The sequence below is a fragment of the Methylorubrum subtropicum genome (assembly GCF_038442325.1).
Taxonomy (GTDB): domain Bacteria; phylum Pseudomonadota; class Alphaproteobacteria; order Rhizobiales; family Beijerinckiaceae; genus Methylobacterium; species Methylobacterium subtropicum.
Window position 1 is genome coordinate 1 of the sequence record NZ_JBBXMW010000006.1, and the last position, 14298, is coordinate 14298.

General features: G+C 70.9%; 12 protein-coding genes. 5 read left to right on the forward strand and 7 right to left on the reverse strand.

Going from position 1 to position 14298, the window contains the following annotated elements:
• Positions 1-197 precede the first annotated feature (197 nt).
• The 5 genes from AAHG03_RS10285 to AAHG03_RS10305 all read right to left on the reverse strand — a co-directional run bounded on the left by AAHG03_RS10285 (position 198) and on the right by AAHG03_RS10305 (position 3855).
• Complete coding sequence (locus tag AAHG03_RS10285) at positions 198-599, reverse strand: PilZ domain-containing protein (RefSeq protein WP_342150538.1); 402 nt, start codon at positions 597-599, stop codon at positions 198-200.
• 84 nt (positions 600-683) lie between these two features.
• Positions 684-911, reverse strand: coding sequence for a hypothetical protein (locus AAHG03_RS10290; RefSeq protein ID WP_342150540.1), 228 nt, complete (start codon positions 909-911; stop codon positions 684-686).
• Between the two features lie 140 nt (positions 912-1051).
• The gene (locus AAHG03_RS10295; RefSeq protein WP_342150541.1) at positions 1052-1477 is read right to left on the reverse strand and encodes a helix-turn-helix domain-containing protein; all 426 of its coding nucleotides are present in this window, start codon (positions 1475-1477) and stop codon (positions 1052-1054) included.
• Positions 1465-1746 carry a type II toxin-antitoxin system HigB family toxin gene (locus tag AAHG03_RS10300; RefSeq protein WP_342150542.1) on the reverse strand — a complete coding sequence of 94 codons (282 nt, stop codon included), beginning with the start codon at positions 1744-1746 and terminating at the stop codon, positions 1465-1467. Before AAHG03_RS10300 ends, AAHG03_RS10295 begins: the two co-directional genes overlap by 13 nt.
• 51 nt (positions 1747-1797) lie before the next feature.
• A complete protein-coding gene (locus AAHG03_RS10305) occupies positions 1798-3855 on the reverse strand; it encodes an NAD(+) synthase (RefSeq protein WP_342150543.1) in 2058 nt (685 codons plus the stop codon).
• Between the two features lie 393 nt (positions 3856-4248).
• Between AAHG03_RS10305 and AAHG03_RS10310 the strand changes: the two genes are divergently transcribed.
• From AAHG03_RS10310 to AAHG03_RS10325, 4 genes are all read left to right on the forward strand, one after another.
• Positions 4249-7497: a DNA translocase FtsK gene (locus AAHG03_RS10310; protein WP_342150780.1), complete on the forward strand. Its 3249-nt coding sequence runs from the start codon at positions 4249-4251 to the stop codon at positions 7495-7497.
• Between the two features lie 160 nt (positions 7498-7657).
• On the forward strand, positions 7658-8605 hold the full coding sequence (locus tag AAHG03_RS10315) for a LolA family protein (RefSeq protein WP_342150544.1): 948 nt from the start codon (positions 7658-7660) through the stop codon (positions 8603-8605).
• A 411-nt stretch (positions 8606-9016) separates the two neighbouring features.
• Complete coding sequence (locus tag AAHG03_RS10320) at positions 9017-10651, forward strand: putative bifunctional diguanylate cyclase/phosphodiesterase (RefSeq protein WP_342150545.1); 1635 nt, start codon at positions 9017-9019, stop codon at positions 10649-10651.
• Between the two features lie 17 nt (positions 10652-10668).
• Positions 10669-11115, forward strand: coding sequence for a BLUF domain-containing protein (locus AAHG03_RS10325; RefSeq protein ID WP_342150546.1), 447 nt, complete (start codon positions 10669-10671; stop codon positions 11113-11115).
• Between the two features lie 218 nt (positions 11116-11333).
• Here the strand turns inward: AAHG03_RS10325 and AAHG03_RS10330 are convergent, their stop codons facing one another.
• A complete protein-coding gene (locus AAHG03_RS10330; RefSeq protein ID WP_342150547.1) occupies positions 11334-11621 on the reverse strand; it encodes a GIY-YIG nuclease family protein in 288 nt (95 codons plus the stop codon).
• Positions 11622-11816: 195 nt separating this feature from the next.
• Here AAHG03_RS10330 and xth point away from each other — a divergent pair, with 195 nt between their 5' ends.
• Positions 11817-12626: an exodeoxyribonuclease III gene (xth, locus tag AAHG03_RS10335; protein ID WP_342150548.1), complete on the forward strand. Its 810-nt coding sequence runs from the start codon at positions 11817-11819 to the stop codon at positions 12624-12626.
• Positions 12627-12849: 223 nt separating this feature from the next.
• On the opposite strand, the gene AAHG03_RS10340 is transcribed toward xth, so the two are convergent.
• Complete coding sequence (locus tag AAHG03_RS10340; protein WP_342150549.1) at positions 12850-14244, reverse strand: amino acid permease; 1395 nt, start codon at positions 14242-14244, stop codon at positions 12850-12852.
• Between the last annotated feature and the right edge of the window lie 54 nt (positions 14245-14298).

The following is a 14298-nucleotide window of genomic DNA, read 5'->3' on the forward strand; positions in this document are numbered from 1 at the left end:
GAACCGGCTCGATCGCTGCCCACTCCGCGTCCGTCAGATCAAACCGTGCCATTCACGATCCTCCATGGCTGGAGGACCAACGATCAGCGTGGGCAACCGTGCCAATCGTTATGAGTTCGCGGCCTAGACCGCTGGAGCCCTCCTTCGAGGCCGCTGCGCGGCCCCTCAGGATGAGGGGGATGGGTGGGACAGACGGCTCAGGCCGCGCTCGCCTTCGCAGCCCCGAGCGTGGCGAGCACCGAGCGCAGGGCCGCGTTCTCGGCTTCCAGCTCGGCGATCCGGCGCAGCAGCACGCCGATGGAGGCGTCGGGCATCGGCGGCGGCTCGGCGGCGGCCGGTTTCGCTTGGTGGTCGGTGAAGACGATGCCGACGCCGCCGTCGCGGCGCCAGCGCAGGGCGGAGCGGAAGGTCTCGTCCTTCTGCGGGATGTAGAGGTCGAACACCTCGGGCAGGGTGCTGGTCTCGGAGAGTTCCAGCCGCGCGCCGGTCTCCGACATGTCGCGGATCAGGCAGTCCATCGAGGACGCGCCCTTGTTGAAGAGGATGCGCCCTTTCAGGAAGGTGCGCTTGCGGATGTCCTGGCGCTGCTCGCTGCTCATGGAGTCGGCCTCCGTCCCCGACGATTCCGGAGAGCCTACCCGCCAGCCGTTAAGGAAAGCTCGACTCGATCGCCGAGTCGGGCCTCAGGAGACTTTCTCGTCGAGCGCCTGGAACAGGTAGAAGCCGTTGAAGCGCACGGCGGTGGCGGCGGCGCGGTCGTCGAAGCCGGGCGGGGGGCTCGCCTGCCCGTCGATCTTGCCGCCGAAGGTCCAGCGGCGCCCGCCCACGAAGCGCGGCACGGCGTGGCTCTCCGGCACCGCGCAGCACAGGGCCTCGCCGCCCTTGCGCCGGAACACGTTGTAGCTGCGCATCGCTCGCCTCCACTTCGCCGCTTCGTCGAGCGGGGCGGATAGCCCATCAATCGGTCCGGTTTGTGTCGGCCAAGCCCCCATCGTGGCCGGGGGAGGGCGGGGTGTGCGGCGGCGCACGGGGCGGTGCGCCGACCGCTCCGTCAGAGGAACGATCCCGGCGCGACGCCGAACCGCTCCGCGAGACGCCGGATCTGGCCGAGGTTCAACGCCCGCCGTCCGCTCAGGATTTCCGAAACCACCCCTTGGCTACCCACCTCCGGCAGGTCGCCCTGGCGCAGACCGTGCTGCTCCATCAGCAGGCGCAGGATGTCGGCAGGTGTCGCGTCGGGCAGTCGATGCTGCGCCTCGTCGTACTCGCCGATGAAGCCGCCGAGCATGTCGAGCAGACCCGCGAGCGGGTGCCCCTCCTCGCCCGCGCCCGCATCGAGCAGCCCGTTCATCACCCGCACGGCGGCGTCGTAGTCCGCCGCGTCGCGGATCGGATGCAGCGGCACGCGTTCGGCCAGCGCCCGGAAATGGCCGGTCAGCGTGTCGAGTTCGTCATGGCTGAACGTCAGGGCTTCCATGCGTCGTATTCCCTGTGCGTGAAGACGTGGCGCACGAAGAGTTTCTGCGTGTCGAAATGGATCGCGGCGACGATCCGGTACTTGTTGCCGCCGATGTCGAAGACGTAGAAATCCTTGACGCGATCGGTCGCGTTGAAGGCGCGCTTGAGGTCGGCGAAGCTGCGGAACGTGCTCGCCTCGACGATGCGGCGCCACGCCTGAAGCGCCGTGGCCGCGGGCGGATGGAGCGCCGCGAAATCCACCAGCGCCTTGTTGGAGATCACCCGCATGCCGCCCTGTATCTCAGAATGAGATACAGGGCAAGGTTGCGAGGGTCGCCCTCACTCCGTCGGCACGTTCCGCTCCAACTCGTCCAGCCACGCCCGCGCGGTCGAATCGGAGGGGGCGCGCCAGTCGCCCCGGGGCGACAGGGCGCCGCCCGCCGAGACTTTTGGGCCGTTGGGGAGCGCCGAGCGCTTGAACTGGCTGAAGCGGAAGAATCGGTCGAGGAACACGGCGAGCCAGCGCCGGATCGTCGGCAGGTCGTAGGCGACGCGCTTGGCTTGCGGAAAATCCGGCGGCCAGTCGCCCCGCCCCGCATCGCCCCAGGCGTGCAGCGCCAGGAACGCGATTTTCGAGGGCGCAAAACCGTGGCGCAGGGTGAACCAAAGATTGAAGTCCTGCAGCGCGTAGGGGCCGATCTTGGCCTCCGTGCTCTGCGGCCCCTCCCCCTCCGAGGCGGGCACGAGTTCGGGCGAAATCTCGGTGTCGAGCACGGCGCGCAGCGTCCGGTTCTCGGCCTCGCCGAACTGCCCGGAGGCGATGACCCAGCGGATCAGGTGCTGGATCAGGGTCTTGGGCACGCCCGCGTTGACGCCGTAATGGCTCATCTGGTCGCCGACGCCGTAGGTGGACCAGCCGAGCGCCAGTTCCGACAGGTCGCCGGTGCCGATGACGATGCCGCCGTGCTGGTTGGCGAGGCGAAACAGGTAGTCGGTGCGAAGCCCCGCCTGCACGTTCTCGAAGGTGACGTCGTAGACCGCCTCGCCCCGCCCGAACGGATGGCCCATGTCGCCGAGCATCTGCCGGGCGGCGGGGCGGATGTCGATCTCCTCGAAGGTGGTGCCGAGCGCCCGCATCAGGGCGTGGGCGTTGGTCTTGGTCTCGTCCGAGGTGGCGAAGCCCGGCAGCGTGTAGGCCAGGATATCCTTTCGCGGCAGGCCAAGGCGGTCGAAGGCTTTCGCCACGACGATCAGCGCGTGGGTGGAATCGAGCCCGCCCGAGACGCCGATCACCGCCCGCTTGGTGCCCGTCGCTGCGAGCCGCTGGGCGAGGCCCGCGACCTGGATGTTGTAGGCCTCGTAGCAATCCTGGGCGAGGCGGGCCGGGTCGGCGGGCACGAAGGGAAAGCGCTCGACGCGCCGCTTCAAACCGAGATCGCCGGACGGCGGATCGAGGCGGAACGGGACCGTGCGGAAGGCCGCGCCGCGGGCCCGCGCGTTGTCGTCGAGGCTGCCGGCCTGACGCCGTTCCTGGGTCAACAGATCGAGGTCGATGTCGGCGAGCGTCGCCACCGGCCCCTCGGGGAAGCGCTCGCCCTCAGTCAGCCGCACGCCGTTCTCGTCGATGCTGGTCTGGCCGTCCCAGGACAGGTCGGTGGTGGATTCGCCCGCGCCCGCGGCGGCGTAGACGTAGGCGCACAGGCCCCGCATGGAGGCGGCGCGGGTCAGGAGTTCGCGGGAATCGGCCCGGCCCACGGTGATCGGGCTGCCCGAGGGGTTGGCGATGACGGTCGCGCCCGCCAGCACCGCCTCCATGCCCGGCGTCTGCGGCACCCACAGGTCCTCGCAGATCTCGATGGCCAGCCGCAGGCCCGGCACGTCCTCGGCCGTAAACAGCAGGTCGGTGCCGAACGGCGCCTCGACGCCGGCGACCCGGATGGTCTCGGCCGTGATCCCGGCGCCGGAGGCGAAGTGGCGCTTTTCGTAGAACTCCCGGTAGTTCGGCAGGTAGCTTTTTGGGACGACGCCGAGCAGGCGGCCGCCGTGGATCGCGAGCGCCGTGTTGTAGACCCGGTGGCGCCAGCGCAGGGGCGCGCCGACGACGAGGACGGGGGTCAGCCCCGCGCTTGCCGCGACCAGCCGGGCGATCCCGGCCTCCACCGCGTCGAGGAGCGCGGTCTGAAGGAATAGGTCCTCAATGGCGTAGGACGAGACGCAGAGTTCGGGGAAGACCGCGAGCGCCGCGCCCTCCGCGTGGCACGTGTCGGCGAGCGCCAGAATCGCCGCGACGTTGGCCGCCGGGTCGCCCGGATGGCTGCGCCCGGTGCAGGCCGCGACCCGGGCGAAGCCGTGGGCATAGAGCGAGCGGAAGGGTTTGGGCGGGTTGCTCTGGCTCACCGTGACCTCGACGCTCGCCTTCCGCCGGAAAAGGACGGAAAGCCTGATTAACCAATGGGTTGAAGGCGTATCCTCACCCTTTCCGGCAGCAGCCGAGGGCAAGTCCCCGAAAAGGCCGCCAAGGGTTCAACCGTGCAGGAGAATATCCGGTTCGGTGGCGATCCGCACCGCGCCCGCGGGACGGGTGATCCGCGGGGAGGGCAAGCGTTCGTTAACGACGATCCGCCTAACTGGGGGAGAACCGCTCCAGGGGGAGCCGGAACCTTGTTTCGAGTCATCTCACAGATCATGCGCGCTTCGGGACGGCCTCCGCATTCGCATCGAGATCCGTCGCGGCCGAGCCGCGGCGGTGACCGGCTGGACCTCTCGGCGGGCGGCCTCGCCCACCGGCTGATGAACCTGCGGTCCAACATCGCCCGGCGCCTCGTCGGCGCCCCGCCCGCTCCGCCGCGGGCGCTGCCCCGCGCGCTCCCGCATCCCCTCGCCCACGCGGCCGAGCCGGCGCTCCCCGGCCCGGACGGGTTCGATTCCGGCGCGATGCCGAGCTGGCTCGTGCCGCCGGGCGCCATGCTCGGCCGTGGCTCGGCCCAACCGGCTTGGGAGCCGCAGGAGCCCGCCTTCGAGATGCCCGCCCCGGCCCGGCCCTACGAGGCCTACGGCGATGGGGCCGATCCGGCTTTCGAGAGCCGCATCGACACCCGCGCCTCCGGGCCCGGCATCCTCGTGCGCACGCCGCGCCGCCCCGCCGCCATCGCCCCCGAGGCGCCGGCCGTGCCGGCCGTCCACGCGATGCAGAAGGGGCTGGCCCAGGCGATGCCGCAGCTCAACCCCGAGCCCGCCGTGCGCTTCACCCGCACGCCCGATCCGGTGCTGATGGAGCGCCGCCGCCGGGCGCTGGAGGCCGAGCAGGAGGCGCGAGACCGCGCCCAGGCCCTGCTCGACGCCCAGGTCGCCGCGCAAGCCGCTGCGGAAGCGGCTGCCCGCGAGGCCGAGCAGGCGCATCTGGCCGCCCTCGAAACCGCCGAGCGCGAAGCCGCGGAAGCCGCCGCGCGGGCCGAGGAATCGGCGCGGGCGCTCGCCGCGCAGACCGTGGAATCGGCCGTCGGCGTGCCGAGCTGGCGCCGCCCGTTCGTACCGCCGCCGGGCGTCAGCTTCTTCCGCACCCCCGACCGCCGGCCCAAAGCCGTCGAGCCCGCCCCCGCCGCGGTCGCGCCGGAGCCGGTCACGATCGAGGCCGTCGCGCTGCCCGTCGAGGCCGCCTTCGACGCCCCGTTCATCCCGCCGGTCCCGGCCGAGCCGTCCGATTGGGCCGACGTGCCCGATTGGTCGGAGCTGCACGGCTGGTTCGGCCCCGCCGAGGGTCAGGTGGTCGAGGTCCGGGTCGTCGGGGCCCATGCGTCCGAGACCCTGGCCCCCGAGGTCCAGGCGCCCGAGGTCTCGGCCGTCGAGGCGTCGCTGATCGAAGCCTTCACCGTCGAGGCCGTCCAAGTCGAGCCGGCTCCGGTCGAGCCCGCCCCGGCCCCGGAGCGCCCCGCCTTCGCCGCGGCCCCGCGCCGCCGGCTGCACGCGATGGCGGCCCGCGCCGCGATCTTCCCCGCCGACACCTACGAGGCTCTGAGCGGCCCCGGCTTGGTGACGGCCGAGGCGCCGGTCGCGGAGGCGGCCCCCTCCCCTGCCCCGCAGGCCGTCGTCGTCCAGCCGGAAGTCTTGGCTCCGCAGCCGGTCGCCCAGCCGGCCCAGATCCAGCCCATCGCCCAGACGGTCGCCGCGGTCCAGCCGCTGACGATCGCCGCCCGCCCGGTCCTGCTGCGCAGCAAGGCCGCGCCCGCCGACGAGGCCGCCCTGATCGCCGAGGCGTTCGAGGAGCCCGCCGACGAGGCCGCCCCCGAGCCCGTCGCCGAGGAGCCGGCCCCCGTCGCCGTCGAGGCCGAGAACCGGCCCCGCGCGTATCTGCCCGAGCGCCCGGCCCTGATCCCGGCCGGTCGCCATCTGGAGATGACCTTCGTCGGCAACGCCGACTACACCCTGCCCTCGCTCGAATTGCTGGCCGAGCCGCCGCTGCCCGACGGCGAGGAGGTCGATGCCGACGAGCTGGAGCAGAACGCCCTCAACCTCCAGCAGACCGTGCAGGACTTCGGCGTCCGCGGCGATATCCTGGCCGTGCGCCCCGGCCCCGTCGTCACCCTCTACGAACTGGAGCCGGCGCCGGGCACCAAGTCGAGCCGCGTCATCGGCCTGTCGGACGACATCGCCCGCTCGATGTCCGCCGTCTCCGCCCGCGTCGCCGTGGTGCCGGGTCGCAACGTCATCGGCATCGAGCTGCCGAACCCGGTGCGCGAGACCGTGTACCTGCGCGAACTGCTGGCCTCGGTCGATTTCGTCGAGACCAAGCACAAGCTCGCCCTGTGTCTGGGCAAGAACATCGGCGGCGAGCCGATCATCGCCGACCTCGCCCGGATGCCGCACCTGCTGGTGGCCGGCACCACCGGCTCCGGCAAGTCGGTCGCCATCAACACCATGATCCTCAGCCTGCTCTACCGCCTCAAGCCGGAGGAGTGCCGCCTGATCATGGTGGATCCGAAGATGCTGGAGCTGTCGGTCTACGACGGCATCCCGCACCTGCTCTCCCCCGTCGTCATCGACCCGAAGAAGGCGGTCATCGCCTTGAAGTGGGCCGTGCGCGAGATGGAGGAGCGCTACAAGAAGATGTCGAAGATCAGCGTGCGCAACATCGACGGGTACAACGCCCGGATGAAGGAGGCGCGCGAGCGGGGCGAGATCATCACCCGCACGGTCCAGACCGGCTTCGACCGCACCACCGGCGAGGCGGTGTTCGAAGAGCAGGAGATGGACCTGTCCGCCCTGCCCTACATCGTCATCGTGGTCGATGAGATGGCCGACCTGATGATGGTGGCCGGCAAGGACATCGAGGGCGCGATCCAGCGGCTCGCCCAGATGGCGCGCGCCGCCGGCATCCATCTGATCATGGCGACGCAGCGTCCCTCGGTCGATGTCATCACCGGCACGATCAAGGCGAACTTCCCGACCCGCATCTCCTTCCAAGTGACCAGCAAGATCGACTCGCGCACGATCCTGGGCGAGATGGGCGCCGAGCAGCTGCTCGGCCAGGGCGACATGCTGTTCATGGCGGGTGGTGGCCGCACCACCCGTGTCCACGGCCCGTTCTGCTCGGATTCGGAAGTCGAGACCGTCGTGGCGCACCTGAAGCGCCAGGGCCGGCCCTCGTATCTCGAAGCGGTGACGGCCGACGACGGCTCGTCCGACCAGCCGGAAAAGCCCGCCAAGGGTTCGAAGGCCGCCGCCGCCAAGGCCGAGAAGGACGACTTCGCGGAAGTCGAGGAGGCCGACGCCCCGGTCTTCGACATCGGCGCCTTCGCGGCGACCGCGGGGGCGGAAGGCGGCGAACTCTACGAGCAGGCCATCGCCGTGGTGCTGCGCGACCGCAAGGCCTCGACCAGCTACATCCAGCGCCGCCTCCAGATCGGCTACAACCGCGCCGCCTCGATCATGGAACGGATGGAGATCGAGGGCATCGTCGGACCGGCCAACCACGCCGGGAAACGCGAGATTCTGGTCGAAGGCCTCGCCGGTGCGCCTGCCGGCGGCTACGACGACGAGTAGAATCAAAATCCGGCCCCGTCGCATATTCGCCACAGGGGCCGGCTCTATCGCAGATCACGATGTCGGACCCTCGGTGCCCCCTCGGCGCCGAGGCCCGTCCGCACCCGATGGGGCCGCCCCGCCCGGCCCCCACGCCCGCACTCTGGGAGATGCCCACACGATGACTGGCCGACGCTTCCGCCCCGCCGCCGGTCCGCTGCTCGTGATGGCCGCGCTGGCGCTCCAGCCGCAGCCCGCGCACGCTCAGGTCTCGTCCTTCCTCGACGGCCTGTTCGGCCGGAAAGAGGAGCCCCCGGCCCCGCCCGCGGCCCCCGAGCCCGAGCCGGAGCCCGCTCCGGCCGTGCCCAAGAAGGCGGAGAAGCAGTCTAAGCCCGCCAAGGAGAAGGCGGCGGCAGCGGACAAATCTCAAGAGAAGACCGGCAGCATCAAGCCGACGGCGGCCAAGCCCGGCGCGCCCGCGCCTGCCGCGGCGGCGCCCGCCGGCACCCGCGTCGCGGCGGTCGGCGCGCCGAACCTCGGCGCCTCGTTGCAGGATGCCGACCCGGCCCAGATCGTCGCCGGGGCCAACGCCTACTTCAACAGCTTCCAGACGCTGACCGGCTCGTTCATCCAGATCGGCGCCGACGGGCGGCGCATCGGCGGCAAGCTCTCGCTGGTCAAGCCCGGCCGCCTGCGGTTCGAGTACGACCAGCCCTCGCCGCTGGAAGTGGTGGCCGACGGCACCTCGGTCGCCGTGCGCGACCGCAAGCTCAATACCCAGGACCTCTACTTCATCTCGCAGACGCCGCTGAAATTTCTGCTGCGCGAAAAGATGGACCTCGCCCGCGACCTGACGGTGACCGAGGTCACGAACGATCCGGGCGGCGTGCGCATCGCGCTGGAGGACCGCTCGACGCTCGGCGGCACCTCCAAGATCCAGCTCTATTTCGACGCCGAGATGAAGACCCTGTCGCAGTGGCGGATCACCGATCCGCAGGGCTACCTCACCACGGTCCAGCTCACCAACCTGCAGAAGGGCAAGGCGGTCGATCAGTCGATGTTCTTCATCAATTACGGCCGCGCCGAGGACAAGGCGATCCAGCGCCAGCTCCAGGGGCAGAACCCCTGAGACCGGGTTCGAGGGGATCGCCTCGGCTTGCCGCCCCGCGCCGTCATCGCGAGGCGAAACTGACGCGATCCAGGGCGCGCGGCATACGGAAACGGCGAGACCGCGCCGACGGACGCGGCTCTGTGAGCGATCTCTCCGGCCCCTTCGGAGCGCTGGATTGCTTCGGCTCCTCCTCGCAATGACGGTGTGAGGCGAAACCCGAAGCGATATCAAAAGACGCTCAGGGCCGTAACATAGGCTATCGGCGCGCCGAAAACCCACTTAGGTTACCCTCGAAACTGCGAAAAACCCGGTTAGATTCGGGACTACGCCCAAGACGGCGAGCGAATTTAACAATCCCTTCAAGTCTCGGCCGCTCAATGACGGTGCCGCCACGCTGAGGCGGCGTCATCCGAGACGTGACCCGGCCGCATGCCCGCCCCCTCCGCCGTGACGTCCCTCCCCGCCGGCCCGTTCGAGGCGGCGCTCGCCGAGATGGCCACCCCCCTGCTCCTGCTCGACGCGGGCGGCAGCGTGACCTTCGCCAACGACCGCGCCGCGGTGCTGTTCGCCGGGAGCCCGCCGGTCGGGCGCGCCCTCCCCGCCCTGCTCGCCGCCCGCGGCGCGGCCGAGCCGGGGGCCTTCGACGACGCCCTGCGCGCCGGCCGCCCGGCCCGCGAAGGCCTCGCGCTCAACGGCGGGCGCCGCGTCGAGGCGGCGTTGGCGCCCCTGTCGAGCGGCGGCTTCGCGCTCACCTTCGAGGACGTGACCGAGCATGTCCGCAGCGCCGCGCTCGCCCGGCTGGAGCCGCTGACCGGCCTGTGCAACCGCGCCGAGCTGCACGAGCGCCTGGGCGCCGAACTCGCCGCCGCCGAGCGGGCCGGCGCGCCGCTCGCCGTGCTCCTGCTCGATCTCGACCGGTTCAAGGCGGTCAACGACACGCTCGGCCATCCGGTCGGCGACGCGCTGCTGCGCAAGGTGGCCGAGCGCCTGCGCAACGCCGCCCGCCGGGAGGACGTGATCGCCCGCCTCGGCGGCGACGAGTTCGCCCTGGTGCAGGTCGGCCGGGCCGGCGCCGACCAGCCGCGGGCGGCCGAGGCGCTGGCCGCCCGGCTCGTCGATCTCGTCGGGCGCACCTACGTGCTCGACGGCCAGATGCTGAACGTCGGCGCCAGCGTCGGCATCGCCCTCTATCCCGACGACGGGCGCGGGGCCGACGACCTCCTGAAGCACGCCGACCTCGCGCTCTACCGCGCCAAGGCGGACGGGCGCGCCACCTACCGCTTCTTCGAGCCGGCGATGAACGTCGCGGTGCAGGCCCGCCGCAGCCTGGAGATCGACCTGCGCCGGGCGCTCGCGCTCAAGCAGTTCACCCTCGCCTTCCAGCCGCAGATCAGCCTGGAGACCGGCGCGGTGTCGGGCTTCGAGGCGCTGCTGCGCTGGCACCACCCGGAGCGCGGCCCGATCTCGCCCGCGACCTTCATTCCGCTGGCCGAAGAGATCGGCGTCATCGTCGGCATCGGCGAGTGGGCGCTGCGCACCGCCTGCCGCGAGGCCGCGTCCTGGGCGCAGCCGGCCTCGATCGCCGTCAACCTGTCGCCGGTCCAGTTCCGCGGCGGCAAGCTGGTCGAGACCGTGATGCTGGTCCTGGCCCAGACCGGCCTCGACCCGGCCCGGCTGGAGCTGGAGATCACCGAGGGCGCGCTCCTCGACGATACCGACGGGGTGCTCACCGTGCTGAACGGCCTGCGGGCGCTCGGCGTGCGCATCTCGATGGACGATTTCGGCACCGGCTACTCGTCCCTGAGCTACCTGCAGAAATTCCCCTTCGACAAGATCAAGATCGACCAGTCCTTCGTGCGCGGCATGGCCGGCAGCGCCGAGTGCGGGGCGATCGTGCGGGCCATCGCCCGGCTCGGGGCGAGTCTCGGCATGCGCACCACCGCCGAGGGGGTCGAGACCGCCGACCAGCTCGACGCGATCCGGGCCGAGGGCTGCTCGGAAGTCCAGGGCTACCTCACCGGCCGCCCGATGCCCGCCGACCAAGCCGCCGCCCTGCTCATCTGACCCGCTGCGAGGCCCCCATGACCGACGATCTGCGCCGTCTCGTCTACTACAGCCGCAACCGCACCGTCGGCGCGCCCGAGGCCGTGGACGCCACGATCCGCGCGATCCTCGCGACGAGCCGGACCAACAACGCCCGCGTCGGCGTCACCGGCGCGCTGATGTTCAACGCCGGCTGCTTCGCCCAGGTGCTGGAGGGCCCGAGCGACGCCGTGGAGGCCACCTTCGAGCGCATCCAGCAGGACGAGCGCCACGGCGACGTCTCGCTCCTGGCCTACGAGGCGGTCGCGACCCGCCTCTTCACCGACTGGTCGATGGCCTATGTCGGCGCGTCAAAAGCCGAGGCCGACCGCTACGGCGATGTCGCCGACACCAGCGGCTTCGACATCGCCCGCATGACCGGCGACCGCCTCTGCGCCGTGCTGCACGGCCTCGCCCTGGAGGAGGAGGCGGCGGTCGCGGCCTGAGAGAAGGCTTGGACGCCCCCGTCACCACACCGCCGTCATTCCGGGGCCGCGCAGCGGAACCCGGAATCCATCCGTGATGCGGGAAGCCCGGTCGAAGCCGAACCGTCGCGGCCAGTCGTGGATTGCACACCTCCGGCGCGCCCCTTCGGGTCTAGGTTCGCTTCGCGCCCCGGAATGACGGGGAGAAGAGGAGAAGGGATGCACGAGGTACGGACCGGTCAGGCATTCAGCCGACCGTAGAGATCGTCCCAATCCGGGTTCATCGCCTCGATCAGCGCGACCTTCCAGGCGCGGTGCCATTTCTTGATCGCTTTCTCGCGGGCGATGGCTTCGTCGATCCGATCGTGGAGCTCGTACCAAACGAGGCGATCGACGGCGTGACGCGCGGTGAAGCCTGGCGCCGCCTTCGTCTTGTGCTCCCAGATGCGCCGAGACAGGTTGCGCGTGACGCCGAGATAGAGCGTGCCGTCCCGCTTGCGCGCCAAGAGGTAGACGGCACAGATCACGTTGTCCTCCGCCGTCGATCCGAATCGCTGAAGAGCGAATCCGATATCTACGGCTGGCTGCAAGACCCGTCTTCGGCCGCGCATCACGGGTGGATTCCGGGTTCCGCTGCGCGGCCCCGGAATGACGGGAGGGCGGTTCCCGTTCCGCCCAGCCTCGGTTATCGGAGCGAGGCTTACTCCTCTCAGGCTGTCCCCGTGCGCCTCACCGTCACGACCTGGAACATCAACTCGGTGCGGCTGCGCATCGAGTCCGTGCTGCGCTTCCTGCGCGAGGTGCGGCCCGACGTGCTGTGCCTGCAGGAGACCAAGTGCCCGGACGAGCTGTTTCCGCTCAAAGCTTTTGAGGGCACGGGCTACGAGAACGTCGTCTACGCCGGCCAGAAGGGCTATAACGGCGTCGCCATCCTCTCGCGCTTCCCGCTCCTGACCCGCGAGGTCATGAGTTTTTGCGGCAAGCCGGACGCGCGCCACATCTGCGCGGCGCTCGGGCCCGAGGCCGGACAGGCGGCGGGGATCGTGCTGCACGATTTCTACGTGCCGGCCGGGGGCGACGTGCCCCATCGCGAACTGAACCCGAAATTCGCGCACAAGCTCGACTTCCTGGCCGAACTGCGCGCCTGGGGCGGGCGCCGCGTGTCCGGCCCAGCGATTCTGGTCGGCGACCTCAACGTCGCGCCGCTGGAGCACGATGTCTGGTCGCACAAGCAGTTGCTCGACGTGGTGAGCCACACCCCCGTCGAGACCGAGGCGCTGGAGACTCTTCGTAATGAGGCCGGCTGGATCGACGCCGCCCGCCTGCTCACCCCGGAGCCGGAAAAGATCTACACGTGGTGGAGCTACCGCTCGCCCGATTGGGCGGCGGCCAACAAGGGCCGGCGCCTCGACCACGCCTGGGTCTCGCCCGATCTCGCCGGCACGGTGCGCCGGGTCGAGGTGTTCCGCGAGGCGCGCGGCTGGGACAAGCCCTCCGACCACGCGCCGGTGACGCTGACCCTCGAATTATGAAGCCGGGAACGCACGGTGCCCCTCCGGCATTGGACTGGCAACCCAACAGTCCAAACGGAGACAAGCCCCGCATGCGTGGCATCCTGCGCCAGATCCTCGTCGTCTTCCTGTTGCCCAAGGCCATTTCGTGGGTCCGCCGCCGCTACGGCGGGGGCCGCCACGCAGGCCCGTCCCACCGCTCCTACTGATTTTCTCCGGCCCGGATCACCCGATCCGGGCCGTTTCATATCCGGCGGCGGCCGTAGCCGAACCAGATCGCCAGCCCGACCGCGAGCCAGAGGGCCAGCCGCAGCCACGTGTCGCCGGGCAGGCTCGCCATCAGTGCGAGGCAGGCGAGAATCCCCAAAATCGGCACGACCGGCCCGCCCGGCACCCGGAACGGGCGCGGACGCTTCGGTTCGGTCCGGCGCAGGATCAGCACGCTGGCGCAGACGAGCCCGAAGGCCAGCAGCGTGCCGATGCTGACCAGTTCGCCGAGTACGTCGATCGGCACCAGCGCCGCCACCAGCGCGGTCGCGATCCCGATCAGCCCCTGCGCCGCCCACGGCGTCCGCCAGCGCGGATGCACGCTCGCGAAGAAATCCGGCAGCATCCGGTCGCGGGCCATGGCGTAGAAGATGCGCGCCTGCCCGTAGAGGGCGGTGAGCGTCGCGGTGGTCAGCCCCAAGAGCGCCCCGACCTTGATGGCGAGCGCGAAGCCGCTGAGCCCGGTGGCGTCGATGGCCTTGGCGATCGGGTCCGGCACGGCCAGCTCCCGATAGGGCACCAGCCCGGTCAGCACGCCCGCGACCGCGATGTAGAGCAGGCTCGTCACGATCAGCGCGCCGATGATGCCGATGGGGGCGTCGCGCTGCGGGTTGCGGGTCTCGCCCGCCGCGGTGGCGATGGTCTCGAACCCGACATAGGCGAAGAACACCACGCCGGCCCCGCGAAAGATTCCGCTCCAGCCGAAGGCGCCGAACGCGCCCTCGTTGGCCGGCACCAGCGGCGACCAAAGCTCGGGCTTGAGATGCGCCGCCCCGATCCCGACGAAGGCCAGGATGATCGCGACCTTGAGGGCGACCAGCGCCGCGTTGACCCGCGACGCCCCGCGATTGCCCGCGATCAGCAGCGCGGTCAGCGCCAGCACGATCCCGGCGGCGGGCAGATTGACGACCCCGCCCTCCCCCGGCGCGGCGGCGAGCGCCGCCGGGAGCTTGAGCCCCGCATCGGCCAACAGACTCTGGGCGTAGCCCGACCAGCCGACCGCGACGGTGGCGGCGGCCAGCGCGAATTCGAGCACGAGGTCCCAGCCGACGATCCAGGCCGCCAGCGCCCCGAAGGTGGCCCGCGCGTAGGAATAGCTCGACCCCGCCACCGGCATCATCGCGGCAAGCTCCGCGTAGCACAGGCCCACGAGCCCGCTGGCGATGCCGCCGAGCACGAAGGACAGCATCAGCCCCGGCCCGGCATAATGCGCGGCGGCCGTGCCGGTCAGCACGAAGATGCCGGCGCCGACCGTGGCGCCGACGCCGATGCAGACGAGGCTGAACGCCGAGAGGTTTCGGGCAAGCTCCGGCTCGTCCGCCCGCGCGGCGGGGATGTCGGCGAGGCGTCCGCTCAGGGGCGTGTCGGCCATGCGCTCCTCGTGTGATCGGTTCGGCGACGATACGGGGGTTTCCCGGGCCCTGGC